The following is a 25,862-nucleotide window of genomic DNA, read 5'->3' as shown; positions in this document are numbered from 1 at the left end:
CCCGCGCTGTCGCGGTGAGAGCTTTTCTTATGGCCAATTCGGACACTATGGCTCCAGCAAATCCCTGTCGGGGTCCAGTACATATGTCTGTTTTCCGCCGCCAGGATACCCGACACCCTGCGGAGCAACCCGGCCCTCGATGATGGGTGCGCCAGGCCGGATCTTCCATTGCTTAAGGTACGAGAACTGATTCCAGCCCGCCTTGACAGCGATCTCCTCACGAGTGGCCGGCCATTGCGTGGTCAGGTAGCGTCCGCGTGCCCAGGCATTCTCATTGTCGTAGAAGCGCATTCCGTAATCACTGCTACCGGCTCGGCGCACGCTTATGGTGCCCTCTTCGAAAGACTGCATGACCTGGACTCGGAACGCGCGTGGAACACCTGCGTCGCGTAGCAATTGCGAGGCTTCCTTGGTGCCGAGGTACGGATCCGGACTTCCGGTCTTGCACGGCGCAAGGCCTAGCGGATCGCTCCAGGAATACGGGTTGGTGACATAGGTTACCGGGTTCGGGGCCGGGGCAAGACCGAGAGGGTCGGGAGTGAGATATCGGGCTGTTTCGGGATCGTAGTGACGGAAATAGTTGTAGTGGAGCCCGGTCTCAGGATCATGGTATTGGCCGGGAAAACGCAATGGTGTGTACGCGGTGCTGCCGACACCCCAAGAGGTGGTACCCCACAAAGTGGAGCGGGCACGCCAAGCTATGCCGCCGGTTTCACCGATGAGTTCCGTCGGAGTTCCGACGAGATCGGTGACGATCGCGAAGAAGCGGGAGTCGATCTCCTCCTGTGGCGCCTCAAGGGCCGTGCCACGTTCCGTCTGGGCTATCGGGTGCAGACCCTCGTGATCCCAGGTGACCGTGACGGGATTGGGCAACTCGGCTGCGTGCGTGGTCTGTTCGCAGAGGGTGTCGCCGTCCCAGGTGAAGTGGGTCTGCTCAGCGATCGTTTCGCCGTCGGCCGCCAGGCGCTGCTTGGCGATGCGGCGGCCGAGCGGGTCGTAGCGGTATTGCCAGCACGTGCCGTCCGGTGTGATGACGGAGACGAGACGGTCTTCGGCGTCCCAGGTGTAACGCCAGGTGTCCGGCTTACGGGACAGTCGCGTCTTCTGCCGCAGTGTGATGCGGCCCGCCGCGTCGTGCTCGTAGCGGACGTTGCCGGCGCGGACCAGACGTGTGCCGACGTAGTCGCGGGGACCGGTGGCTTCATGGCCGGGCTGTGTGGCAGGCCAGGAGGCATCGGTTTGGTTGCCCGCCTCGTCATATGCGTACCGCTCGGTCCAGCCGCGTGCGTGGACAGTCGTCACCCGGCCTGTGGTGTCGAGTTCGAATCGGCTCGTACCGCTCAGCTGATCGTCGATCGCGGTGAGATGCCCGTCGGCGCGGTAGCCGTAGACGCGCCGCTGGAGGCTCTTTCCAGTGGTGCGATCTGTCACCGACTGCGCGGTCAGACGGCCGAGGTCGTCGAAGGTGTTCGCCAGGGTGAGGAAGGCACCGACATGGCGGTTCACCTCTCGGCCCGCCGCGTCGCGGTCGAAGCCGATCGTGCGGTCCGCGCTGGTCCGTTCGACGCAACTGCCGGCCGCGTCGTAGCGCCATGTGCTGGTCAGACCGGTGGGGGTGGTGCGCAGCGTACGACGCCCCATGGCGTCGTAGTCATACCTGACCGTGCGCCCGTTGACCGTTTCGGACAACAGCCGACCGGCGGCATCATGATCTCGAACCAAGGTCGCGTCCGGGGTGACGGCCTTGGTGAGTTCGCCGACGGCGCTATAGGTGAAGGCCGTGGCCTTGACCTCGTCCGTCTGACGGGTGATCTGGCCGAGTACGTCTCGCTCGAAGCGAAGGGTCTGGCCGAACGGATTCGTACGGGTGGTGAGGCGGCCCGCCTGGTCGTGGGTGTAACTCACGACACGGTTGTCGAAGTCCGTCTCGGATATGAGGCGTCCGGCCGGGTCGTGTTGATAACTCCAGGACAGGCCCTGGGGGTTGGTCACCTTCGTAAGGCGCAGCTCGGAGTCGTGTGTGAAGGTGTGCCGCGCTCCGTCCGGTCCGGTTCGCGCAGACAGCAGATCGAAATGGGTGTACTCGAATCGGTGGACCGCACCCATGCTGTCGGTGTGGCTGGTGCAATTGCCCTCGCCGTCGTACGTCCACGACTCGACGCTGCCGTCAGGAGCGGTACGGCGGGCGGGCTTGCCTTCCACCGTCCACGCGAAGTGCGTCACGTTTCCGAGAGGGCCTGTCAGCGTAACGGGCCTTCCGAAGGCGTCGCGTTCGTAGTGAGTCTCCGCGCCGAGCGGGTCGACCACGGCAAGAGGCAGGCCCACAGGGTCACAGCGGAAGCGGGTTCGGTGACCGAGCGGGTCGGTGATCGATGACAGATGCCCGGAACCGTTGTAGGAGAAGTGGGTTGTCGCGCCAAGGGCGTCGGTGATCGCGGTGCGGTTGCCCCGTTCGTCGTACGCATAACGGAACACGACGCCGTCCGGGCCGGTCACCGTCGTCGGCAGACCGAGGTCGTTGTACTCGGCGCGCGTCTCACTGCCGTCCGGGCGGATGACCGACGTCGTCCGCCCTGTCTCGTCGTAGCGGAAGCGGGTGGTGTTTCCGAGCGCATCGGTGACGGCGGTCAGCTGATGCGCCGCGGCCCATTCCTGGCTGGTGCTGTGGCCGAGTGGGTCGGTCTCCCTGATCAGGCGGAATGCGTCGTTGTGTTCGTAGCGGGTGGTGTGGCCGAGGGAGTTGGTGACGGTCGTGGTGCGGGTGAGGCCGTCGTAGGCAAGGCTGCCGGAGAGGAAGCCGTCGCTGCCCTCAGTACGGACGACTCGGCCCCACTCGTCGTAGAGGTACTCGTACGAGGTGTCGGTGCGGTCGGTCCATGATGTGATCCGTCCTGCCCCGTCGTAGGTGAAGCGCGCAGGCAGTGCGGAGGAGTTGGTGACCTCGGCGAGATGACCTTGGTCGTCGTAGTCGTAGGAGAGCAGGATCGTCCCGCGGCCGTTCGGACGCTCCGGGTCCAGCAGGCGCAAGGAGCTGATGCGGGGAAGGGTGGGGTGGCGGTCGAGGGCGATGCGATAGCCGCCGGAGTGCGTGACGCCTGTGGGGGTGCCGTCATCGGCGTACTGAACGGTGATGCGTTGGCCGTTACGGTCCACGATGGCCTGCAGACACAGGTCCACGGCATCGCCGTCATCGACGAGCTGTGGCGTGTGAAAGACATAGGCGAGTCCGGACGTCGGGTCGCTCAGGCGCAGAGCGCCGTCCGTCTCGGTGTCCCAAGTCAGCGGCAGACGCGCGCCGTTGTCGGGATAGGCGGGCTCGTTGGCGTCTGGAGCCAGGAGGGGGTAGGTGAGCCGGGCACCGTCTGCTGTCGCGTAGGTGATGCCGTCGTCCGCGGCCTGCAGGCGTTGGTCGAGGGTGGAGGCCCAGGAGGGGCCGAACCAGCCGCCCCACCGGTAGGAGGAAATGTGGGTGCGCTGCAGGATCAACGGTAGGACGCCCGGGAGTTCGACGTCGGTCTGCGGCAGCAGCATGTCGCCAGTGGCCACATCGATCGGGTCGAGCTTGCATTCCTTTTCCGCCGCCCGGATACCCGCTTCGAGCTTCTCGGCCTCGGCGGGCCGCAGTTTGAGCCTGGAGAGGTCGGAACCGCCAAGCTTCAACGTCTTGCTCAGCTTGGCGAGTTCGCTGGGCTTGAGACTCTTCAGCCCCTTTCCCAACGCCTTGCCCAGCACCCCGAAGCCGACGCCCATGACTGCGCCCTCGGTCAGGATGCCGGCCAGCTTCTCCGGATCCTTGAAAGCGCCCGGGTCCTCCAGCGCGGTGGCGAACGCGCTGAACTTCGCCCCTTCCACGGCCATCTTGGACATCGACGCGATCGCCTTGATGTCCTTGAGCGCCTTCAGAGCACGCTCCAGGCCGCGGATTGCCTCCATCACCGTGCGCACCGCGGCCCCCAGCGCGGTGCCCTCCTCCTCGATCCGCGCCACCAGCGCGACGACCTTCACGGCCCGCTCCCCGGCCATCAGGCTCGCGGCCACCGAAGACGCGCCCGCCGTGAGGATGTCCAGCGCCAGCCCCGCGAGCTCGTACTCTGCGATCTCCGCCAGCATCACGCCGATCTCGGAGAGCAGTTCATGGGCCTGGTCGGCGAACTTGTCCAGCGCCTTGGCGCCCTCACGCAGCGAGTCCGCCATGTCGGCGGCGTTCTTCCGGGTCCCCTTCGCCCGCTTGTGGAAGGCCTTGGCGGTCTTGCCCTCCCACACCACGCCCACGAGCGCCCGCTCGGCATCATCGGCCGCGTCGTCGAGCCCGGAGGCCAGGTCCCGCCACTTCTTCGCGATCTCGCGCACCCCGTCCGGGTCCACCGCCGGATCGGAGATCCCGAGGAACTCCAGCCCGCTGGCGATGCTGTCGCCGAACATGTGGTTGAACTTGTTGACGTAGTGCAGCGGGTTGAGGTCGACCACGAGCGGCTCAGCCCTTCTCGCCGCGAGCCGCCGCGGCCAGCAGCACGTCCAACAGGTCGAAGGCATCGGACACTTCACCCATCAGCTTCGCCTCGGCGTGCCACTCCTCGTCGAGGGCGCGGGTGAGCTTGGCGAGCGTGCGCATACCACCGCGTATGTCGTCCGTCGCACTCATCAAGGACCCGAGCGCGCCGAGCGCCGACAGATCATTCGACTCTGCCTTGAACTCGTGCAACGGCTTGGTCGTGTGATGCGACACCTTGCGCAATGCGGTAGCCGCCTTGTCCAGCGACTCCGCTTCCTTCTTCAGGTCCGCCATGCGGCCCGCCCCCGTACTTCACTCTGTGCACATGCCAACCCTATGACCGTAGTGAGGTGGGCTATAAGGCTGGCATCGGAGGCGCCAAGGGCCGGCAAAGATTGCCCCACCTCCCCCTACGGCGGCCTGCTGAGAGCCGCTGTCACCCAGCCTCAGCCTGCGCGGCCCCGGACCTGCCGCCCTCGAGCACCTGCACCCGCACCCGCCCCCCACCGAGCCCTGCCGGCCGTAGAGAGGCGTTCCCCTTCGCGTACTGGTAGGTGTTGGCGACCAACTCCGACGTCAACAACTCGACCACGTCGGGCACTTCACGCATGCCGTGCCGTGCCGTTGAGCGTGGCCCGCACGGCGTCATTGACGCAGCGAGAAGGGCAGCGCTGGAGCGGCAGGCCAGAGCACTGGAGCGGCAGGCCAGTCCGCGCAGCAGCTTGACCCGCGGAACACTGTTCCTCGATCGCAGCACCAACCGGAACGGCTTGTCATACCTTGCCGCCGAAGAAGACCTGCACCTCCTGGATGAGGCCGTCCCGGACAGTGATCGCCTCGATGTTGCGATACCTGCCGCCCGTCGTGAGCTCGTACTCGTAATAGACGAAGACGAGTTCTTCGTCTGCCGGGGTGACGTGCAGCAACTGCTGCTCCTTGAACCGGTCGGCGGTCGGGAAACACCGCTCGAAGAACGCCGCCTTGTCGATGTGATCGTCCCGCGGACTCGTGAACGAGAAATCATCGGCGTAGAGAACGAAGGCCGCGTCGCGGTCCTGTGACCTGTAGTACCGGAACGCCGCTTCGACGACGGCTGTAGGACTGTTGACCATTCGGGCTCCTGGGTCGGACGACTGGCACTGTTCCGCCACGGTATAACCAGGTTTCGCACACTCCGATAGGGAGACGCGGCGGAACCCGGTCATCGCTCGACCCCGTCCAGACGTAGCACCTGACCAATTGGCAGACTCGTCCCGCGCGACGGGCCCTCGGACGCGGCAACCAACGGCCGCCGCCCCGCGCCTGCTGGAACAAAGCTGCCAATTGGAGCCGAGGCACAGGAAAGGGAGAGTTTCCATGTCCGCTGGACCACGGGCAGGCCGCCCCGAGACGGCTCGGCAACCTCAACGTTCGACGGCCGGAAATATCGCCTTCACGGCCGGATTGATCCTCGTCCTGGCGACCACGTTCCTCGGCGCATTCGCGGGGGTCTATATGACCCTCAAGTTGGCGGACGAGTCGTTCCTGTCGCCTGCGATCCCGGAAGACGGACGTATCGCCCTGGTGATCGGTGGCATTGGTTTTGGTGCCGTGGTCGGAGGGTTCCTGCCCCTGACCATATTGGGGCTCTTTGGCGGGACTGATGAGAAGCCGAGGCTTCGACCCATCGAGGCTTCCCGCAAGATGCTCGGTGTCCTTCTCTTCGGCATCTATCTGGTGGTGGTGTCCGTAATCGCCGCGCAGCTCGGCTGGATCCTCCCCGAGGGCCTCGTTGCCCTCGCCGGCGTCTTCGCAGTCGGCTTCGGGTGGATCCCTCTGGCGCTGCTCCCCTGGGAGCGATTCGGCCTTGAGGGCGTGAGAAGTCGGTTCGCGTCGAGCAGAAAGGCAAGCTGAGTGGGCACGAGGAGCGACTCGATCCTGCAAGTCTGTCCATGCGGCTGCTACGCCTTCTTCGTCTCCAGGACGGTTACGCGCGGCAGGGAACGGTGGCGGTGGTGGGCGTCGGCAATCTCCGCGAGCGAGGGGCGGTCCAGCGCGCGATAGGCCACCACGAGGAGTTCGTTCGCGAGTGTCTCGCGGACCGGGTCACCATGTGACGCCCAGTGCAGGTCGCGGCCCAGGACCAGAGCCTCCGCCGGATCGCCCGCCGAACAACGGCCGCGGGCGTCCTGCACTCTCGCGTTCAGGGCCGCGGGATCCTCGAACAGGGCATACATGTACGTCGCGAACTTGTACTCGTCCGCCTGATTGTGGGCAGGGCGGTCCAGCGCGGTTTCGCCCGTCACGAGTGCGCCCGCGCCGTCCAGCGTGGTGAGCCGGCCGAGGTTCACGGGCGGGACGAACCCGTCGTAGACCATGGAATAGGCGATGCCTACCTCAGGCCGGTCCCCGGTCTCGTGGACGGTCAGCGCATCGCGCAGCAGACCCAGACGGGACCCGCACGCGGATGTCTCCTCGTCCTGTATGTCATCGTCATCGAGGTCCCGCCAGCAGCGTTCGAGGATCGCGCGCAGCGCCTCCAGCGGAGTGCCCGAACGGGTGTCGATTCCACCGCCGTCGTTGTTGTAGTAGGAAGCGACCCCATTGCAGGTGCGGCCGTCGTCGAACCACAGGCCGTGGTGCAGGCCGTCTGAGCCGCCGTGCATGAAGGTCAGGAACTCGGGCGGGTCACGGTAGTAGCGACCATGCACCCGTACGTCGATCCCCTCACACGGCCGCAGGCCGGCGTCGGCGAACAAGTCCATGATGCCGACGGGCGACACGTCCAAGTCCCGGAGCGCCTGGCGTTCGACCGGCCCCAAGGACTCCAGGAACGCCCAGAACCGAAAGATCGACTCCGGAAGTTCGAGCCCCCAGTCCCGCAGGAAACGCTCTTCGATGCCGGCCCGGCCGGCGAGGCTCTCGGTCTTCTTACCCTGCATCGAAAGACCCCCGGTCTCATGGCGCATACATGACCACTGCTACGAAGGCCGAGGCTACCGAACCGCTGGCATCCCCTCTCCCAGTCGACTTGCCTCACTTTTGTCCGACTCCAGCGGACTGTCGAAACTGACCGTTTCGGCAATCTGTCGGAGGACCGCGCGGTATTCCTCACGCCGGATCACGGCCGTCGTGCTCAGTGTGAGGACGACCAGTCGCTTGCAGTCCGGGTGGGGCAGGTGGGCGTGGATCTGGAGGAGGGGAAGCCGCGGGAGGCCGCTGTCGGCGGAGGCTGTGCGCACGGTCTCGCTGAGGGTGGCCGGGCCGCAAGGCAGTTCGAGGTACTCGATGTGGGTGTGGCCCGCGGCGGAGGTAACGGCGCGTGCGGCAGTGACGGCCCTTGGGGCCACGGCCGTGTCTCGCCAGGAGAGGGTGAAGAGGGAGATCAGGGGTTGGCCATCGCCACTGGCAGTTTCGTCTACGTCGTCGCGGTGCAGGCCGATTGAGCAGTGGACGGTGCCGACCTCACACAGGGCCCCGAGCATCTGTTGGCTTGCGGCAGCTTGAGCGACGAACTGCTGGCGGATCAGCTCATCGGGCGCAGCCTCCAGAAACGGGGTGAATACCGTGCGCAGCTCGTCGGCGGCCGGAGAGCCGGGCGGGGCAACCAGGGACTCCAGTGGCAGCGCGGTGAAGCCTGCGGGTTCGGCGAACCAGATGTCGGCGGCAGGGTCCTTGGCCGAGTCGGTGACGACGAAGTGGGGTGCTGCGGTCATCGGGTCCTGTCCTGTATCGGATCAGTACGGGCGCGGCGGAGGAGGCGCCGAGTCGGGAACGTGGGCTCCGGCGCGGCGGGCACGGTCAAGGGCGGCGGGGCTCGCGTTCCAGTCGGTCGGTTCGATCCCTCGACGGCCCGTGGCCGTGCGCTGATAGAGGAGATGCAGCCGCCGAGGGGACTTGCTGCGGCGGCTGGTGGCCGCGATGACGGCGATGAAACGGGGGTCGCCGGCGAACCAGAGGGGCTCGATCTGGGCTTTCAGTTCCGGTTTGGTCTTGGAAGTGCCGAAGCGTCGCATCCACCAGAAGGTGCGCATGTTCATGAAGAAGAGCAGGGGGATCTGCTCCTCAGGCTTCTCCGGGTTGGGGAACTCGTACCACATCTCGTCGTACTCGACCTGAGGGTGCTTGTTCCGGCCGCGGGGGACGTCCGTTAGGAACTGCCAGGGGTATTGCCCCAGGACACGCTTGATTTGGAAGGAGGGACGGAAGTAGGCGAGTTGGAGGACGGCGCGGAAGGTCGAGTAGAGCAGGACGGGAAGGAAGAGATAGGTGTAGCCCGGCGTCAGAAATGACACCAGTACGCCCAAGGAGCCGATCCAGACGGCGATCCATCCGACCAGCCTCCCGACGATCATGAGCATGTGCATGATCCAAGCCCGCCTGGTCGGTAGATGGTCCCAGGCAGTGGAGTAGTCGGTGGGGTGCATGCGATGGGCTCTCTCTGTTCGGGGCTCAGAAGACGTGCTGGGCGATATCGACAAGCCCTCCAACGTCGAGGCCAAGCCTTGCTCCGTCGACGCCCGCCACGGAGCCGTCCTTCACGCCGTCGTCATCGGTGTCCACGGCGGTCATGACCAGGCCGAAGCCTGCAGTGACCACGCCGACTGAAGCCGATGTGATCTCGACCGTTCTAATAACCTGTGGCGCGCGGGCACCATGAACGGTCAGACGGAGCAGGGAATTGTCCAGGTCCGCGATTGCGCCAGCCTCGTCCATGGTGGCGGTGCCGAAACGGGAAACTCTTTGGCCGATCGTGAGTACCTCCCCCGCCTCGCTGGTAGCCCTCACCGCAGTCGAAGCGCCCTTCCACGCCGCGCCGAGGCCAGGCAACGCGCCCAAGGCGTCCCCTCCCACCGTGACGAGATTGCTCCAGAAATCCGTGTCGAACTCGCCTTTGGTGAACCCGTCCTTCAGCGACTCCCAGACCGCGGGGTCTTGGGCGAGTCGCGTAGCCAACGCTGTAGCACTCAACGCCGCAGCAGCAAGCAGCAGTACCGCAGCCGCCGTCCCACCCGTCACAACGAACAGCGCCACCAGCCCGACCACGGCAGCCACAGTGCTGAGGATGTCCGGCAGATTCTCGGTGACCCAGTCGAGCGCCGAGTCGAACCATCCTGGTTCGTGCGGCGCCAGCTTCTTCGTCGCGTCGCGGATTTTGCCCGCCCGGTACTGAGCTTGATGCTCGTGCTCGTCCGCGAGTGTCCGGGCCTTGCCCCGGATCTTCTCCAGTGCGTCCTCGGCATCGTCCACCGCCGTGTTCGCCTGAGTCAGGGCCTTCTGTGCGCCGTCGTGCTTGGCGCCCTTCTTGGCCAGGTCAGGACTGTCGCCTGCCTTGCTGGCGTGGCCCTTGGCCCGGTCCACGGCCGCCTGCGCGTCCTTCGCGTCTTCCTCAAGGCGCTTCGCCCGGCGCCGGAAATCTTCCAACTCGCCGTCCCAGCGATCGAGTTGCTTGGCAGCCTTGCGAATGGAGTGAGCGGCGTTCTTCAAGTTCAACGGCAGCGGACCACCGTCGAGCTGCTCACGGAAGGCGACGGCCGCATCGCCCTCCCAATAGCTGCCGTCCAGCAGCTTGGTGACAAGCTCATGCGTCTCTTCGAGAACCTTGGCGCACCCAACGAGCTTCTTGTGCAGGCCGCTCACCGTCTCGGTGCTGCCCGGCACAGGATTGAAGCCCAGGTGCGTGTAATCAGGGTTCGGGATGTGCGGGGCGGACTTGAGCCCCTGAGGTTTGCCGACGTCAGCTCGGGACTGCGGGTCGAGGGCGGCTCCCGAATCCCCGGTACCAGACGGGTGCGTCACCTCGAACCCCCGCTCTTGCCCTCGCTGGGTTTCTTGAGCGCTTCCTCCAAGGCCTTGTCGACCTCGCGGTAGCTGTCCCGACTCTTTCCGATGATCTTGGCGAGATCCTCGGTCTGCTCACCGATCTGATCGGCTCCGTACTTCCAGTCGTCCTGGAAGTCCTCACAGGCGCGGTCGAGGTCGTCGGTACCGAGGCCGGTGACGGTCGCGTCTTCCAACGCCTTATGCAGGCCCTTCAGTGAATCGGTCGATTTTCTGAGCATCTTCATGAAGTGCGTCAACTCATCGCCGTCAACTGCCAGCCGATCCGCCACGCGTCTGTTCCCGGATTCTCTTCGTATGCCGGTTTACCCAGCGTCAGCGGTTGACGGCCTGGATCTCCTGCACGACCACGTCCTGCTCGGCCCCGAACTCGCCGTCCGGCAGGGCCTGGTCCTGGTTCACCCCGGTACCCGTCCAGTGGATCTTCCAGGTGATCGTCGCCCTGAGCTTGTACGAGTCGTCACCCGAGGAGCGCAGATACTTCACGCCACACGGCGGGGTCTCATCCGCCTTGCCCGCGGCGTACGCCTCGCCGATCTTGCCGTTGTTGATCTCGCAGACACCAGAGGCCGGGTAAGTCGTGGCGTCGCCCGTGCCCGGCTCGATCTTGAGGGAGTCCGGTACGGCGGTCGTGGTCGCCTGGATGCCCAGTACGGGGATGGACGCGGTGACCGAGACCGGCTTGAACTGGGCGGTGTCCAGCCAGGCCCAGGTCGGCAGGTTCACCTTCGTCGTGCCTTCCGGCGCCAGGGTCACCTCCGTGCCGGGCACGCGGATCTCGGCGTACGCGAGCTGGGCGAGGATCTCGGGGGTGACGGCGTTCTCGATATCAGCGGGCGGAGGGTCGCCTTGGTCCACCCAAAAGATGGGCTCCTCGCAGCTGTTCCAGCCGGGCGGATAGTTCTTGTTGACATACGAGTCCCAGAAATAGCCCTCGCCTGTCTTGTCCTTGTTGAAGTCCTTGTACGGGTCACCATCGACGTAGCGCTTACGCTGCTCCGCGTCCCACTCGTAGCCGGTCGAACCGGCTTCCCAGATCGGCTCCAGAGTCGCCTGGAGCTGCGCTGGGGTGTACTTCGGCGCGTACCAGCAAGCGGGCGGGGTCCAGGACGTGGTGGAGGTGACGGCTCCGACGGAATTGCCGCTCCCATTCTTTGAGCGGTCGAAGACGATTCCGCCAGCGGTGGAGGAGATGGTGTCTCCGTCGACATCGCCCGACGTGTCGGTGTCTGTTCCACCACCGACCGACCCACCACCCGGAGGGGTTCGGTCAGCGTTTGCCGCAGGCGCTGACATCGTTGCAGCGAAGCCCGCTACGAGCAGGGTTACGGCGAAGCGGGAGAGCCGACTCATGACTGGCACCTGTCCGCCCCTCGGGTAGAGACGATCTTCACGACTTCCCAGACCCCCTTCTCGCTCTTCTCCACCTGCACCCCGTAGGCGACGTAGCTGTCCTTGGTGACCTTCGTCTTCTTGATCTCACCAGTCTTGATGACCTTGCTGAAACCCTTGCTCTCATCCGCGCAGTAGCTGAGAGAGGCGGAATCCTTGGACTTCACCGTGACCTGCCGGTCGAAGTAGCGCACGGATCCGGTGACCGTCCAACCGGCATCCGTGTAGGACTCGACCCACTGCTGGGCAGCCACCGCGCCCTCGCCTTCCGTGTAGAACTCCAGGGCAGGCAGCCGGGGGTCCTGAGCAACGATGGCCGCATCGAGCCCGCGAATGAACTCTGCGTTGTCCTTCAAGACCGCGTCCTGGACAGCATCACCGGACTGATCCGGGGTGAAGGCGTACGTCAGATCCGACGGCAACTCGATCTTCGGCCTCTCCGCCGAACCCGTCGCGCTCGCGCTGGGCGACGCCGACGTCTCGCTGCCGGTATCGGCCCCGGCGATCTTGTCGTTGCCCGTGGAGTCACCGTCACTTCCTCCGCAGCCGGTCAGGAGGAGGGCCGTGGCCGCACCGAGGGCGGCCGTGGCGAGCAGGCTGGGGCGGCGGTTCACGGCAGACTCCTGTGCGGCGTGGGGTTCGGGAGGGCAGCGACACGGTATCGGGGGCTCGTGTGACGACACCAGAGCGAATTACGTCAACAGGGATCACAAGTCGGGCATAGCCCTACAGAACATGCCTACCCGACGGTGCAGAACCTTCGATTGAGTGATGTTGGAGGTCGGAAAGCGTCACCGCGTTGGCCACCGCAAAGATCGGCGATCGCTACCCGTTCCGCTTGCGACCGACTCAATCCCCGCACCTTCGGCTCGCACCCCGCCCGTACCCAACTCGGCACCGTCGTCCTGGACGCCGACGTTGGCCGCGAATTCCTCTATGCAGAAAGACAGTTGCCCCGCCGAGGCCGCCAACTACGTCAACATGACCGCGGCCCGCTCCCGCCGCCGTCCACCTGCGCACCGCCAGCCTGTGCAAACTGATACGCGCTCAGGACCCCCGCTCAACTCACTGACGGTCCTTCCCTCCTCCTTGAGCACCTAGTAACTTCGCTCGCGCGTACGGTTATTGGTGAGACAGGCGTGACGGGGGTTGCGGCGTGGCGGGGAATCGGCCGAGTGACTGGCATGTCCTGGACCTGGACAAGGACCCGACGCCGGGTGATCCGGACCGGGTGCGCCTGCTGTCCAAGAACCTCCTCGACTTCGCCGACGACGTCGGGGACGCGCTGCGTCTGATCAAGGGGATGGCGGACGAGGAAGCGGTTCTGCAGTGGGCGGGTAAGTCGGCGAAGGCGTTCCAGGATCAGTTTTCGGGTGTGCCGAAGCAGCTGAAGAAGCTGAGGACGTCGTACGACATGGCGGGGGGTGCGCTGGCTGCGTACTGGCCGAAGCTGGAGCGTGCGCAGGCCCTCGCCGACCGGGCGCTGGCCAACGGCCGCGCGGCGCAGACCGACCTGAGCTCGGCCAAGTCCCGTCTCGCGTCGGCCGATTCGTGGGTGACCAGGGCCGGCAAGGAAGCCGACAAGTACAAGGACGACCCGACCGGCAGCAAAAGCACCGAGAAGCCCGACGAGGCCAAGGTCCGCGCCGCGACCCGCGATGCCCAGCACGCCAAGACCGCGCAGACGTCCGCCCAGTCGGACGTGTCGAATGCGCAGGACGCCCTCGACGCGGCGAAGAAGATGGCCGCGGACGCCCGGAAGATGCGTGAGGACGCGGCGCGGGAGGCCAAGACCAAGATCGATGAAGCCTCCGACGCAGGTATCCGGAACCGGAAGTGGTGGGAGGAGGTCGGGGACTGGTTCACCGACAACTGGGACACCATCGTCACGGTCTGCAAGGTCGTCGTCGCGGTGCTGGGCATCATCGCGATGATCATCGGTGGGCCGATCCTCGGCGTGATCGTCCTCGTGGCCGCGCTCGTCGTCCTCGCCGACACCCTCAACAAATACGCGAAGGGGCAGGCGTCCCTATGGGATGTCGCCTTCGCGGCGCTGGACTGCATACCCGGCATGAAGGGCCTGACCACCCTCGGCGGACTCGCCAAGGGGCTCAAGGGCGGCATGGCGGCGATGAAGGGCCTCAGGGGCGGGCTGAAGGGTATGGGCCTCGCCGCACGCGGCCTCGGCAAGTCGGCCCGTGGCGCGATCGCGGACGGTGCGAAGGGCGCCTACAACCGGCTGAGGAGTGTGGTCCGAGGCTGCGGTGACCCGGTCGACGTTGCAACCGGCGCGATGTTCCTCCCACAGACAGACATCGAACTTCCTGGCATTCTGCCTCTGGCTTTCACCCGTCAGTTGGCCTCCGACTACCGCACAGGCTGGTGGTTCGGCCCCACGTGGGCCTCCACCATCGACCAGCGCCTCGAAATCGACGCAGACGGCATTGTCTTCGTCACCGAGGACGGCCTGCTGCTCGCCTACCCTCACTCCATCCGTCCGGACACAGCAGTCCTGCCTGAAGCCGGACCTCGTTGGCCCCTGACCCGTCTCGACGACGGCGGTTACCGCATCGACGACCCACTCACCGGCCAGGCACGCCACTTTGCCCATCCCACCGACGGCATCGGCCTGCTCACCCGCATCGTCGACCGCAATACGAACACCATCACCTTCGACTACGACGAGCACGGCAGCCCCCTCGCCATCCGCCACACCGGGGGCTACCACCTCAAGCTCACTACTGACGAAGGCCGCGTCACCGCCCTGACCCTGCTGGGTGCCGCCGAGGACGGTTCCGACGTCACCATCAAGCGCTTCGGTTACACCGATGGCGCCCTGACCGAGGTCATCAACTCATCAGCCCTGGCACTGCAGTTCACGTACGACGAGCGCCTGCGCATTACCTCCTGGACTGACACCAACCACAGCCGCTACACGTATACCTACGACGATCACGACCGCTGCATCGCGGAAGGCGGCGCGGCAGGGCATGTCTCCCTCTCGTTCGGCTATGAGGCGACGGACCACCGGTGGCCGGGACACCGCGTCACCACAAGCGTGACCGCAGAAGGCGCCGAATCCAGGTTCGTGGTCAACGAGAACTGTCAGGTTGTCGCTGAGATCGACCCATTGGGCGCGGTGATCCGCACTGCTTATGACGTGCATCACCATGTCGTGTCGATAACGGACGAGCTAGGCCACGAGACCAGGTTCGAGAACAATGCGGCCGGACAACCAGGGACGGTTACCCGCCCTGATGGCGCGCTGATCCGCATCGAGTACAACGCACTCGGTCAGCCAACCGTCGTCACGCTCCCGGACGAGACCACCACGACGCGACAGTTCGACGGACGTGGCAACTGCACGACGACGACGGGCATGAGCGGGGGGAGGACCCGCTGCGAGTACGACGAACGCGGCGGTTTGCAGGCGGTCACCGACGCTCTTGGTGCGACTGTCCGCGTCAAGTGCAACCTCGCAGGGTTGCCGGTAGAGGTGGTCAACGAATCGGGGAGCAGGTCGACGCGCTCGTATGACGCGTTCGGCCGACTCCGGGAGACCAGAGATCCGCTGGGCGCCGTGAGCCGGTTCAGCTGGACGCCGGAAGGGAAGATCACCCGCGCCGTCGGACCCGACGGTGCGACACAGACGTGGGCCTACGACGGCGAAGGCAACTGCACCCGTCACGTCGACGCGATGGGCGGCGTGACAACGTACGAATACACACACTTCGACCGACTGCACGCTCGCACCGAGCCGGACGGGCGTCGCTACGAGTTCTCATACGACCCACAACTGCGCCTGACGCGCGTCGCCAACCCCGCAGGCCAGAACTGGACTTATCAGTACGACCCCGCCGGACGTCTGGTGTCGGAGACTGATTTCGGCCACAAGACACGGAGTTACGTTCATGACGCTGCCGGGCGGCTTGTCAGTCGCACCAACTCGCTTGGCCAAGTGATCTGCTTCGAGCGTGACACCTTTGGGCAAGTCGTCCGCAAAGATGCCGGTGGATACGTCACAACGTTTACCTATGACGTTCTGGGCAGGCTCACCGCAGCATCCACCCCTGATGTGGCACTGACGCTGCGCCGCGAAAGGGGCACGGGGCGGCTGACGTCGGAAACGATCAACGGCCGAACCATGACGTACTCCTACGATGCTTTGGGGCGCCGCACCACTCGTGTGACCCCCAGTGGAGCCGCCAGTTCCTGGGACTACGACGCCGTCGGCAACTACCGTCGGCTGACCGCGTCAGGGCGCACTATCGACTTTGCGTACGACGACGCCGGCAGGCGCCGATCAAGTCAGGTGGGGCCCAAGGTCTTTCTGACGGATGAGTACGACATCGCCGGGCGCCTTGTCGCTCAGTCGGTCATCGGCGATGGCCGACTCCGTCAGCACCGTGGCTACGCCTACCGAGCAGACGGCAACCTCACAGGGGTGACCGATGGACTCAACGGAGATCGCACATTCGACTTGGACTCCGCCGGGCGGGTAACTGCTGTCTACGGACACGGCTGGACCGAAGGCTATGCCTACGACGAAGCCGGCAACCAGTCCGAAGCATCATCGCCCGATTCACATCCGGCCAGCGAGACGAACGGACCGCGCGCGTACGTCGGCACTCTCATCGAACGCGCTGGGCGCACCCGTTACGAGCACGACGCCCTGGGGCGCATGGTGTTGCGTCAGAAAACCAGGATCTCCCGAAAGCCCGCGACTTGGCGGTACACGTGGGATGTCGAGGACCGGCTCGCCTCCGTGGTGACGCCGGACGGCACTCTCTGGCGCTATCAATACGACCCTCTTGGCCGCCGCATCGCCAAAGAGCAGATCGGCGCGGACGGCAGGTCCGTTACGGAACGGGTCGACTTCGTTTGGGACGGTGCCACCCTTTGTGAACAGACATCGCGCGGGGCAGATGCGAATAACTCTATAACCCTTACATGGGACCACGATGGCCTACGCCCCGTGGCCCAGACAGAGCGCATAACGTCCGCAGATGCTCCGCAACACGAAATAGACTCACGCTTCTTCGCGATCGCCACGGACCTGATCGGCTCTCCCAGCGAGCTCGTCGACGAGTCGGGCGATATTGCGTGGCGCTCCCGCTCCACACTGTGGGGCTCAACAACTTGGAATGCCGACGCGCAGGCCTACACCCCGCTACGTTTCCCCGGCCAGTACTACGACCCGGAAACAGGGCTGCACTACAACTACTTCCGTCACTACGACCCTGAGACAGCCCGCTACCTGACCCAGGACCCCCTTGGTCTCGCCCCTGCACCTAACCCCGCGACTTACGTCCATAACCCTCACGCCTGGGTGGATCCCCTTGGACTGTCAGCCTGCAAACCATGGGTTATCGGCAAGGGCGACGACCCTCTGGTGCCAGACCTGGCAGATGAGATCCACGCCCGCTACCCCGGGCACATGAAGGCGCAGGGGTTGGATGTCGTCGGTGCCGACGGGAAACCCCTCACCGACTTCGACATTGTTACTGGAAACGCCGTGATTCAAGTCAAGGACGGTTCAGGGAAGGGCGCTTTGAAACAGGCTTTGACCACCCAGAGCCTCACGGACTATCCTGTGATTGTTTATCTTCCGAAGGGCAGAGGATCGGTAATTAAGTCCTTGGAAGAAGCAGGGATTATGGTAACTCGCGACAAGGAGACACTGATGCAGGTGATTGCACCGTGAGAGACACTATGGTGCTGTTCACGAGCGCGACCGACGAGCCCGCATTCGCGGAACGGGTGAGAAGCCTCCGAAAGCTTCAGGATGGACCATACTTCGAGTACTTCGAAATCGGAGAGTGCACGTTCGGTTTCGACGGAACAGGGGATGTGGTATCCGAATACGACTCAGAAGAGCTGTCAGAAATCACAGCCCTTGTGAGAGATTTCAAGGCCTCACTCGTAGAATACGAAAATGCGACCTGCCGCAACAATTTCATTCTCCGAATGCTGCCGGGTCTGCATGGCGTAGTCGATACGAATTTTGGCGACACGGTTCCTTATTCAGAACTAATTGATTGGATCGCCCGCAACCCGGAGCGGCACTTCCGTGACGGTCTCGCATGAGTAGTTGAGCAACTAATGAGAATTCACTCCGGATACACACATCCTGTCATCTCTCACTGCTGCTCATCCTGTCGCGCATGGAACTCTGCGAAAGAGGCAACGATGTGGCACTTCGTCGGCCTGTTCTGGGCAATTTGAGATCCCTTGAAATGACGGAACAGTACGCATCGATTTCCGAAACAGGGCTCGGCTACGACGTGTTCGCTCCGCTGTGGGGAATTCTGGAGCTGGGTGCGGTGACGGCCTCGGGGGCGCGCTCCCTGCGGGATGTCTCACTTGCCGACTTCGTGGCGGCTCATCGGGAGGAGTTGGACCGCCTTCTCGAAGTGGTTCGAGACGTCGGTGACTTCTCCGCCGAGACGATGGCCATCTTCGAGAGGCAGGGCGGGTGGAACGACGACCGTGAGGTGACGGCAGAGTATTTGATGACGTACTCGGGGTGCATCGAGGGCTATCCCCCCGCCACCGATGACCCTGCCGTGCTGCGGCGCATGGTTCACATGGGCAATGATCTTCAACTGGCCACTTTCATGCATGCTCTGGTGGGCGCCGCCACAGTACGAGGTCCTGGTCTTGGGGCGGCATCGGCACTCGTCGTCGCTGCCGTGCGTATGGCGGGTTCGTTGCTAGGCGTCGACAGCGAGCGAGCGACTTCGGACACCTTCAGGATGTGGCGCGTCAAATTCCTGCCGGATATCTTGCGTCCCGATTCTCCTTCACGGGAGGGTTCGAAAGAAGAATTCAGGAAATATGCACATGTATTGGAGGGCTTGATCAACCCATATAGGTGATCGCACTGCCAGGGCATGCCCAGCGAACACCGTCGGTGAGAGCGGCCTCCTGTGCCCCGGTCAGCGGTTGACGGCCTGGATCTCCTGCACGACCACGTCCTACTCCGCCCCGAACTCGCCGTCAGGCAAAGGCTGTTCCTGGTTCACCCCTTGTGCCGGCCCGATCTTCGCGGAGACCGGCTCCGCGACGGTCATCGCCTCGACCCCGAGCAACGGGACCGCTCTGAGGAATTGCGAGGCAAGTGAAAGTGCCAGGACAAGTCATCCCCGTTTCGGAGTCGAGACTCGCTCGCGAGATCTTCGGCCCGCTCGGCGGCATCGTGGAGATCGGGGCCGTGCAAGCCACCGGTACCTGGACGCTCCCTGACGTGTCGATGGGAGACTTTCTGGCACGTCGGCAGAACGAGGTGGATCGCCTACTGAACGGTATCCGCACGGTCTGCGGCTTCAGCGACGCGTCCATGGCGATCCTCGACGAACTGGGCCGGTTTCGCGATCACGAAGTGATCGCCCCCTTCCTGTTCCTCTGGTCCGGTGGTGTCGAAGGGATCCCGAAACGCCGCGAAGAACTCGAAGAACCCCGGACAGTGCGCCGCATGTGCCACATGGGGGCGGACCTCCAGCTCACGCAGTTCCTGCAAGCGCTGATCAACGGGGCTCTCGCCGCGGGAACCGAGGCACGGCAGGGAGCGGGGGCGGTCGCCGAAATCCTCGGGATTGCGGTCGACCTGGCGGACGGCACCGGGCGAACCACTCCGACGGGCATCTTCAGGACCTGGCGGGTCGCTTGCCTTCCGAGCATTCTTCGCCCGGAATCGAGCGCGCCGGAGAGCGGCAGAGCAGGCTTCCGGGCCTACGCCCGCGAGCTGGAGGAAATGCTCGACACCGGCGGCCAGGAGGAACCCGACCCCTGAGACAGGGAGCCGGGCACCAACTGGGCGGCGACCTGTGCCCCGGTCAGCGGTTGACGGCCTGGATCTCCTGCACGACGACGTTCTGCTCCGCCCCGAACTCCCCGTCGGGCAACGGCTGTTCCTGGGCCACACCCGTGCCGGTCCAGTGAATCTTCCAGGTGATGGTCGCCCTCAGCTTGTACGAGTCCTCGCCCGAAGAACGCAGGTACTTCACGCCGCACGGCGGAGTCTCATCCGACTTACCCGCCGCGTACGCCTCACCGATCCGGCCGTTGTTGATCTCACAGACACCGGAGGCCGGGTAAGTCGTGGCATCGCCCGTGCCCGGCTCGATCTTCACGGAGATCGGCTCCGCAACAGTCGTCGCCTCGACACCGAGCAACGGGACCGACGCGGTCACCGACACCGGCTTGAACTCCGCCGTGTCCAGCCACGCCCACGTCGGCAGGTTCACCTTCGTGGTACCGGCCGGAGCGAGGTCCACCTTGGTCGACGGCACACGGATCTCCGCATACGCCAACTGCGCCAGAATCTCGGGCGTGATCGCCTCCGCGATGTCCGCCGGCGGCGGTTCACCCGTGTCCACCCAGAAGTACGGCTTGTCACAGTCGAGCGCGCCCGGATCACCCGCGCGCCCCTCCGCGACATATCCCGACCACCAATACCCCTTGCCGGCCTTGTCCTTGTTGAAGTCCGTGTACGGGTCGCCTTCGACATAGCGCTTACGCTGCGAGGCATCCCACTCATAACCCGTCGACTCCGCCTCCCAGACCGACTCCAAATTCTCCTGCAACTGGGCCGGCGAATACATGGGAGCGTAGTAACAGGCAGGCGGCGTCCACGTGCTGGTCGTGGAAGCCACCGGACCTGCCGACTCACCCGAACCATTCTTCGAACGGTCGAAGACGACAGCGCCCGCAGTCGCCGACAGATTGCCCTCGCCGTCGGTGTTGCCGGAAGGGCCCGTGGTACCGGATCCCTGTCCGTCGCCCGGACCGTACGCCTCAGCGGTGCCGGACAACCCGGCGACGCAAACCGCAACTATCACGCTCAGGGCCAAGGTGCGCCCCCGTCTGCTCACGCGGCGCATGTCTTGTCTCCCCGTTTTGAGATCAGGTTGGTCGCTTGCCAAACGCCCTGCTCGTTCTTCTCAAGGCGCGTGTTGTACAGCACGTACGGGCTTTCGTCCGAGGCCGTCTTGTCGACCTTGTTCGTCTTGCGGTTCTTGCTGAACCCCTTGCTCTCGTCAGCGCAATAGACGACATCCGCCGACTTCTCACCGGACAAGGTGACTTTGGGGGCGTAGTAACGAGTCGTGCCGGTGAAGGACATGTTGGCGTCCACATACGCCTGCACCCACTCCACCGCGTCGCTCAACGCCGTGTCCCGGTAGTAGAAGGAAAGGCCTGGCGCACCTGTATCGCCCTGCAGGATGGCGTCGTTCGTGGCGTCGATACGCCCGGCGGTGTCCGCCAGGACTGCGTCCTTGGCATCGTCGCCGGTCTTCCAGTCCTCGTACTTGTCCGTGACGTCCGACGGCAGCTCGATCTTCGGCCGGTCGGCGGCTGCCGCGGCGGAGGCACTCGGCGATGCCGGCGTCTCAGCCCCCGTGTCGGCCCCGGCGATCTTGTCATTGCCCGTGGAGTCACCGTCACCGCCCCCGCAGCCAGTCAGAAGGACGGCCGCGGCCGCACCGAGGGCGGCCGTGGCGAGCAGGCTGGGACGGCGGTTCACAACTGACTCCTGTGCGGCGTGGGGTTCGGGAGGGCAGCCACACGGTATCGGGGGCGTATGTGGTGACACCAGAGCGAATTGCTTCCAAGGGGAAGTCAAGTCAGGCATAGGCCTACAGAACATGGCTAACTCGCGGTGCGGAACCTTCGATTCAGTGATCTTGATGGTCTGAATCTGTCACCACATTGGCCCCTGCAAAGCCGGGACCGCCAACACCGAACCCCTCCCGCGCGTGGGCGCGTACTTGAGTACGCACCCACGTACGACCTCCGCATCAACCCTTCCGCCGCCCCCGCGCAGCCCCCCGCTTCACCCCGTTGGGCCACAACCTCGGACTCCGCTGTGCCGCCAGATCCTCGACCCAGCCCACCGAGACGATCGCGAGGCCTATCAACGGCCAGACCAGCAAGAACATCCACACCATGTACGTCGAGTCCAGCAGCCCCGTCGCTGCCTCGCCCTGCATGAACGGCAGGTTGTAGGCGAGGTCGATGATCGGGACCGTGGCCATGATCAGCATGTTGTGCCAGAGGTAGATCGTGACGGCTCGGTTGTTGGACAGGGTGATGAGTTTGTCCCACTTGGCGAGGCGGCCCGGGAGTTCCTGCCATGACGGGGCGTACTGGAGGAGGATGACGACGAAGCCGAAGGACCAGGTCGCCTGGGCCAGCGGGATGTCGTTCAAGTCCCAGCCGTCCGGGCCCAGATGGCCGGACGCCCACCACAGGCCGAAGGCCATGATCAGGACCGAGCAGGAGACCGCGAGATAGCGGGGAACCTTCGCCAGTACGCCTTCCTGGTGGGCGAAGCCCAGGACCCAGCAGCCGCCGAAGACCGCGAAGTCCGAGACGGCGTTGCCCGTTTCGCCGGGGATCGACACCACGCCGGTGCCGACGACCGCCGTCAGGGCGAGGGGGGCGAGGAGCGTGGGCCAGGGTGCACGGCGGAACGCCCACAGCAGCAGCGGGGAGGCGATCACGAACCACAGGTAGGCGCGCAGGTACCACAGCGGGCCCGCCGCCTGGACCGCCCAAGTGTCCTCCAGGAGGCCCGACTTGGAGCCGATGTTCCAGGGGAACGGCGGGGCGCCGAGCGGGATGATGTAGTTGATCATCTCGACCAGGCCCCAGGTGCCGCCGTGGTCCGGGTCCTCGGACAGGTTCCAGCCGCCCGCGAACAGCAGGACCAGTACCACCGCGCTGAACACCCAGAGGGGTGGCAGGAGTCGGCGGATGCGGCCACGGATCACACCCCACGCCGGACGGCTCAGCGAGCGCGCCATCAGCGAACCCGCCAGCGCGAACATCACGCCCATGGAGGGGAAGAGAACCGTCAGCCACGCCCAGCCGAAGAGGTGGTACGCCACCACGCGGACCAGAGCGATCGAGCGCAGCAGGTCCAAGTAGCGGTCGCGGCCGGGCCTCTTCCCGCTCGCAGCCGCCGCACCCGCAGCCGCAGGCGGGGCCACACCCGCAGACGGAGCGAACCCCCGCTCAGGCGCGGCAACCTGCGGCGCCCCCAACGGCGGCGTCGCCCCCGCCGCATAGTCGTGCGTCGTCATCCGACCGGCCTCCGATCGTTCGAGTTCCGGTCACGCGAATCCCGGTCCGGCTGGCGCGGGATCGCCCCCGGCGCCCCCACGACACCCGTGCGCCGCAGCTTCTGCCAGCGCAGCCGGCCGCCGGTGAGCGCGGTGATCCAGGACTGGAGCAGGACCACGTACATCAACTGCCGGTAGAGGATCTGCTGGAGCGGGAGGGATATCAGGTGCGTCATGCGTTCCCGGTCGAGGCGGAAGGCGTACGCCGCGCACACCGCCTGGATGGCCAGGACGCCCAGCCAGGCCACGATCGTCTTCTGCGTCGGGCCGAAGACGAGTCCGTAGAGGAGAAACACGTCGATCAGCGGGGCGAGGAGCGGGGCCAGGATCATGAAGAGGGACACCAGGGGCATGCCGACCCGGCCGAAGCGGCCCGACGGGCCCCGTTCGATGACCGCCCTGCGGTGCTTCCAGATCGCCTGCATCGTGCCGTACGACCAGCGGTAGCGCTGGGACCAGAGCTGCTGGACGGTCTCCGGTGCCTCGGTCCACGCTCGGGCGTTCTCCGCGTACACGACCCGCCAGCCGTCGCGGTGCATCGCGATGGTGATGTCCGTGTCCTCGGCGAGCGTGTCGTCGCTCATGCCGCCGACGCGTTCCAGGGCGGAGCGGCGGAAGGCCCCGACGGCGCCGGGGATCGTCGGCATGCAGCGGAGCATGTCGTACATACGGCGGTCGAGGTTGAAGCCCATCACGTACTCGATGTGCTGCCAGGCGCCGATGAGGGAGTCGCGGTTGCCGACCTTCGCGTTGCCGGCGACGGCGCCGACGGTCGGGTCGGCGAAGGGCTGGACCAGTTCGCGTACCGTCGCCGGTTCGAAGACGGTGTCGCCGTCCATCATCACGATGAGGTCGTGACGGGCGTTCGAGATGCCGCGGTTGAGGGCGGCGGGCTTGCCGGCGTTGAGCTGCCGTACGACGCGTACGTTCGGCAGGCGCAGGTCCTCGACGATGCGGGCCGTGCCGTCGCTCGAGCCGTCGTCGATGACGATGATCTCGATGGGATGCTCGCTCGCCATCAGCGAATGAACCGTGTTTTCAATGCACTTGGCCTCGTTGTACGCCGGGACCAGCACCGACACCGGTTCGGTGATCGGTACCGGGCCCCAGCGGAAGCCGGCGCGCCGCACCCGGCGGGCGTGCAGGACGGAGAGCAGCAGCATCAGGCCGAAGCGGGTGAAGACCAGGACGCCGATGACGGCGATGCCGACGACGAGGGCGTCGGTGGTCCTCTCGGAGGCCTGGACCAGGTTGACCCAGGCCTTGCCCTTCCACAGGTCGAGCCCGGTGACCTTGGTGCTCGCGCTGGGGGCGTCGAGCGCCTCGGTGAGGTTCTGGAACTTGTAGCCTCGGTCCTGGAGCTGGGGCAGGAGCCTGTCGAGCGCCTGGACGGTCTGGTGGCGGTCGCCGCCGGAGTCGTGCATCAGGACGATCGCGCCCTTGCCGCGCTTGGGCGTGGCATTTTCGATGATCGTGCGGACGCCGGGCTTCTTCCAGTCCTCGCTGTCGGTGTTGTTGACGACGGTGATGTAGCCGCGGGTGCCTATGTACTGCGTCACGGGCCAGGACTTGTTGTCCATGGCGTCGGAGAAGGACGAGTACGGGGGGCGGAACAGGGACGTACGGATGCCCGCGGCGCCCGCCAGCGCCAGCTGGTTCTGGGACAGCTCCCAGTCGATGCGCTTCTTGGACTGGTAGGAGAGGTCGGGGTGGTTGAAGGTGTGCAGGCCGACCTCGTGGCCCTCGTCCACCATGCGCTGCACCAGGTCCGGGTAGCGCGAGGCCATGGTGCCGGTGACGAAGAAGACGGCGTGCGCGTCGTACTTCTTCAGGACGTCGAGGACCTTCGGGGTCCACGTCGGGTCCGGGCCGTCGTCGAAGGTGAGGACGAGACGGTGGTCCGGGACTCTCAAGGTGGTCGTACGCCCGCTGCGGGTGTCGATGACCGGGCCGCCCTTGAGGATCTTGTCGGGCACCTGGTCGTAGGAGACCGGGGGGCGGACGCGGTGGTCGGCGAGGATCTCGCTGTGTACGTAGCCGCGCAGCATCAGCATCGCCATCAGGGCGACGAGGATGAGCGAGGGAAGCAGATAGCGCATGGGCAGCCGTCGGCGCCCGGCGCTGCGTTCGGGTCGCCTCGCGCGGGGCGCTGAGGCGTGACGGCTGGTGCGGGATGCCATCAGAGGTTGTTCTCCGGGGACGAGGAGCTGGTGGTGCTGGGCTGGGTGTCGATGGTCACTACGAGGTTCTGCTCGACGGCGCCCTCGGCAACTGCTCCCGTGTCGCCGCCGGTGACCGGGCTGTCCGACGGGGCGGGCGTCGTGGCGGTGTCGGTCGGAGTGGGATCCGGGGAGTTGGTCGCCGTGGCCGTGGGCTCCGGGTCCGGCGAGGTGCTGGTGCCCGGGTCCGGCGAGGTCGTGGCGGACGTCGAGGGCTTCGGGTCGGTGGACGTGCCCGGGTTCGCGGCGCTGCCGGAGGCGTCGGGGGTCGGGTTGGCGCCCGGTGCCGGCGTCGTACCGTCGCTGGCCGTCGCGGACGCGCCCGGCGAAGCGCTGCCCGTGCCGGTCGGGCTCACCGTCTCGGCGGGCAGCGGTGAGGTGTCGACCTGGCCGGCGGGCTGGTCCTCCTGCTGGCCCGGCATCGGGATCCAGGGCGCGTTGGAGTTGCCCGAGAGGAGTGTGACGACGATCACGACGGCGTAGACCGCGCAGGCCAGGCCCACGAGCATGCCGAGGCGGCGGTATCTGCGGCTGCGGCGGCCCGACTCGTCGACGAAGACCGGACCGTCCGAGCCGTCCTGGGCGGTCGGCGCGTCCTTGGCCTGCTGGACCAGCCAGTCCTCGAGCTGACGTCCGGCGCCGTCGAGCTGGATCGTCACCTCGTGGGGGTCATGGGTGTGGCCGGGATCGTCCTGCTCCCAGATGGGCCCTGACTGCTCCGGGCCGGGGTCGCGTTCGGCACCACCCGCCAGGAGTTCCGACTCCGGCTCTGGTTCCGGACCGCGCTCCACGCTCGACCCCTGCCGCTGAGTG

General features: G+C 65.6%; 21 protein-coding genes. 5 read left to right on the top strand and 16 right to left on the bottom strand.

Translation table 11 applies throughout. The features are described from left to right. Positions 1-45: 45 nt before the first annotated feature. From OG266_RS27205 to OG266_RS27190, 4 genes are all read right to left on the bottom strand, one after another. Positions 46-4,467: a DUF6531 domain-containing protein gene (locus tag OG266_RS27205; RefSeq protein WP_371548858.1), complete on the bottom strand. Its 4,422-nt coding sequence runs from the start codon at positions 4,465-4,467 to the stop codon at positions 46-48. A gap of 7 nt (positions 4,468-4,474) precedes the next feature. Next, the gene (locus OG266_RS27200; protein ID WP_266460908.1) at positions 4,475-4,786 is read right to left on the bottom strand and encodes a hypothetical protein; all 312 of its coding nucleotides are present in this window, start codon (positions 4,784-4,786) and stop codon (positions 4,475-4,477) included. 142 nt (positions 4,787-4,928) lie between these two features. Beyond that, positions 4,929-5,102 (bottom strand): hypothetical protein, encoded by a 174-nt coding sequence (locus OG266_RS27195; RefSeq protein WP_371548857.1) that lies wholly within the window; start codon positions 5,100-5,102, stop codon positions 4,929-4,931. 163 nt (positions 5,103-5,265) lie between these two features. Beyond that, complete coding sequence (locus tag OG266_RS27190) at positions 5,266-5,604, bottom strand: nuclear transport factor 2 family protein (protein WP_266460903.1); 339 nt, start codon at positions 5,602-5,604, stop codon at positions 5,266-5,268. A 244-nt stretch (positions 5,605-5,848) separates the two neighbouring features. Here OG266_RS27190 and OG266_RS27185 point away from each other — a divergent pair, with 244 nt between their 5' ends. Next, positions 5,849-6,385: a hypothetical protein gene (locus OG266_RS27185; protein WP_371548856.1), complete on the top strand. Its 537-nt coding sequence runs from the start codon at positions 5,849-5,851 to the stop codon at positions 6,383-6,385. Positions 6,386-6,432: 47 nt separating this feature from the next. Here the strand turns inward: OG266_RS27185 and OG266_RS27180 are convergent, their stop codons facing one another. Genes OG266_RS27180 through OG266_RS27150 form a run of 7 tightly spaced genes read right to left on the bottom strand, consistent with a single transcriptional unit; the run spans position 6,433 to position 12,318 of the window. Continuing rightward, entirely contained in the window at positions 6,433-7,413 is a 981-nt protein-coding gene (locus tag OG266_RS27180) for an ADP-ribosylation family protein (protein ID WP_371548855.1), read from the bottom strand. A gap of 54 nt (positions 7,414-7,467) precedes the next feature. After that, positions 7,468-8,187 carry a hypothetical protein gene (locus tag OG266_RS27175; protein ID WP_371548854.1) on the bottom strand — a complete coding sequence of 240 codons (720 nt, stop codon included), beginning with the start codon at positions 8,185-8,187 and terminating at the stop codon, positions 7,468-7,470. A 21-nt stretch (positions 8,188-8,208) separates the two neighbouring features. Beyond that, on the bottom strand, positions 8,209-8,898 hold the full coding sequence (locus OG266_RS27170; RefSeq protein ID WP_371548853.1) for a hypothetical protein: 690 nt from the start codon (positions 8,896-8,898) through the stop codon (positions 8,209-8,211). Positions 8,899-8,923: 25 nt separating this feature from the next. Next, positions 8,924-10,270, bottom strand: coding sequence for a hypothetical protein (locus OG266_RS27165; RefSeq protein ID WP_371548852.1), 1,347 nt, complete (start codon positions 10,268-10,270; stop codon positions 8,924-8,926). Then, positions 10,267-10,584 carry a hypothetical protein gene (locus tag OG266_RS27160; RefSeq protein ID WP_371548851.1) on the bottom strand — a complete coding sequence of 106 codons (318 nt, stop codon included), beginning with the start codon at positions 10,582-10,584 and terminating at the stop codon, positions 10,267-10,269. Before OG266_RS27160 ends, OG266_RS27165 begins: the two co-directional genes overlap by 4 nt. 43 nt (positions 10,585-10,627) lie before the next feature. After that, the gene (locus OG266_RS27155) at positions 10,628-11,674 is read right to left on the bottom strand and encodes a hypothetical protein (RefSeq protein WP_371548850.1); all 1,047 of its coding nucleotides are present in this window, start codon (positions 11,672-11,674) and stop codon (positions 10,628-10,630) included. Then, on the bottom strand, positions 11,662-12,318 hold the full coding sequence (locus OG266_RS27150; protein ID WP_371548849.1) for a hypothetical protein: 657 nt from the start codon (positions 12,316-12,318) through the stop codon (positions 11,662-11,664). Before OG266_RS27150 ends, OG266_RS27155 begins: the two co-directional genes overlap by 13 nt. A gap of 542 nt (positions 12,319-12,860) precedes the next feature. Here OG266_RS27150 and OG266_RS27145 point away from each other — a divergent pair. The 4 genes from OG266_RS27145 (at position 12,861) to OG266_RS27130 (ending at position 19,496) form a co-directional block, all read left to right on the top strand. After that, positions 12,861-17,408: a DUF6531 domain-containing protein gene (locus OG266_RS27145; protein WP_371548848.1), complete on the top strand. Its 4,548-nt coding sequence runs from the start codon at positions 12,861-12,863 to the stop codon at positions 17,406-17,408. 8 nt (positions 17,409-17,416) lie between these two features. Then, the gene (locus tag OG266_RS27140; protein WP_371548847.1) at positions 17,417-17,791 is read left to right on the top strand and encodes a hypothetical protein; all 375 of its coding nucleotides are present in this window, start codon (positions 17,417-17,419) and stop codon (positions 17,789-17,791) included. A gap of 77 nt (positions 17,792-17,868) precedes the next feature. Further along, a complete protein-coding gene (locus OG266_RS27135; protein WP_371548846.1) occupies positions 17,869-18,582 on the top strand; it encodes a hypothetical protein in 714 nt (237 codons plus the stop codon). A gap of 368 nt (positions 18,583-18,950) precedes the next feature. Further along, entirely contained in the window at positions 18,951-19,496 is a 546-nt protein-coding gene (locus OG266_RS27130; protein WP_371548845.1) for a hypothetical protein, read from the top strand. Between the two features lie 43 nt (positions 19,497-19,539). Here OG266_RS27130 and OG266_RS27125 read toward each other — a convergent pair whose 3' ends face one another. From OG266_RS27125 to OG266_RS27105, 5 genes are all read right to left on the bottom strand, one after another. Next, the gene (locus OG266_RS27125) at positions 19,540-20,586 is read right to left on the bottom strand and encodes a hypothetical protein (RefSeq protein WP_371548844.1); all 1,047 of its coding nucleotides are present in this window, start codon (positions 20,584-20,586) and stop codon (positions 19,540-19,542) included. Then, positions 20,574-21,230, bottom strand: coding sequence for a hypothetical protein (locus OG266_RS27120; RefSeq protein ID WP_371548843.1), 657 nt, complete (start codon positions 21,228-21,230; stop codon positions 20,574-20,576). Before OG266_RS27120 ends, OG266_RS27125 begins: the two co-directional genes overlap by 13 nt. A 274-nt stretch (positions 21,231-21,504) precedes the next feature. After that, the gene (locus OG266_RS27115) at positions 21,505-22,791 is read right to left on the bottom strand and encodes an acyltransferase (protein WP_371548842.1); all 1,287 of its coding nucleotides are present in this window, start codon (positions 22,789-22,791) and stop codon (positions 21,505-21,507) included. Then, positions 22,788-25,010, bottom strand: a complete 2,223-nt coding sequence (locus tag OG266_RS27110) for a glycosyltransferase (RefSeq protein WP_371548841.1) — start codon at positions 25,008-25,010, stop codon at positions 22,788-22,790. The genes OG266_RS27115 and OG266_RS27110 overlap by 4 nt, the downstream gene beginning before the upstream one ends. After that, positions 25,010-25,840 (bottom strand): hypothetical protein, encoded by an 831-nt coding sequence (locus OG266_RS27105; RefSeq protein WP_371548840.1) that lies wholly within the window; start codon positions 25,838-25,840, stop codon positions 25,010-25,012. Before OG266_RS27105 ends, OG266_RS27110 begins: the two co-directional genes overlap by 1 nt. Between the last annotated feature and the right edge of the window lie 22 nt (positions 25,841-25,862).

It is taken from the genome of Streptomyces sp. NBC_00554, assembly GCF_041431135.1.
Lineage (GTDB): Bacteria > Actinomycetota > Actinomycetes > Streptomycetales > Streptomycetaceae > Streptomyces.
Note: the sequence above shows the minus strand (reverse complement) of the source record. Positions and strands in the feature narration are given on the sequence as shown.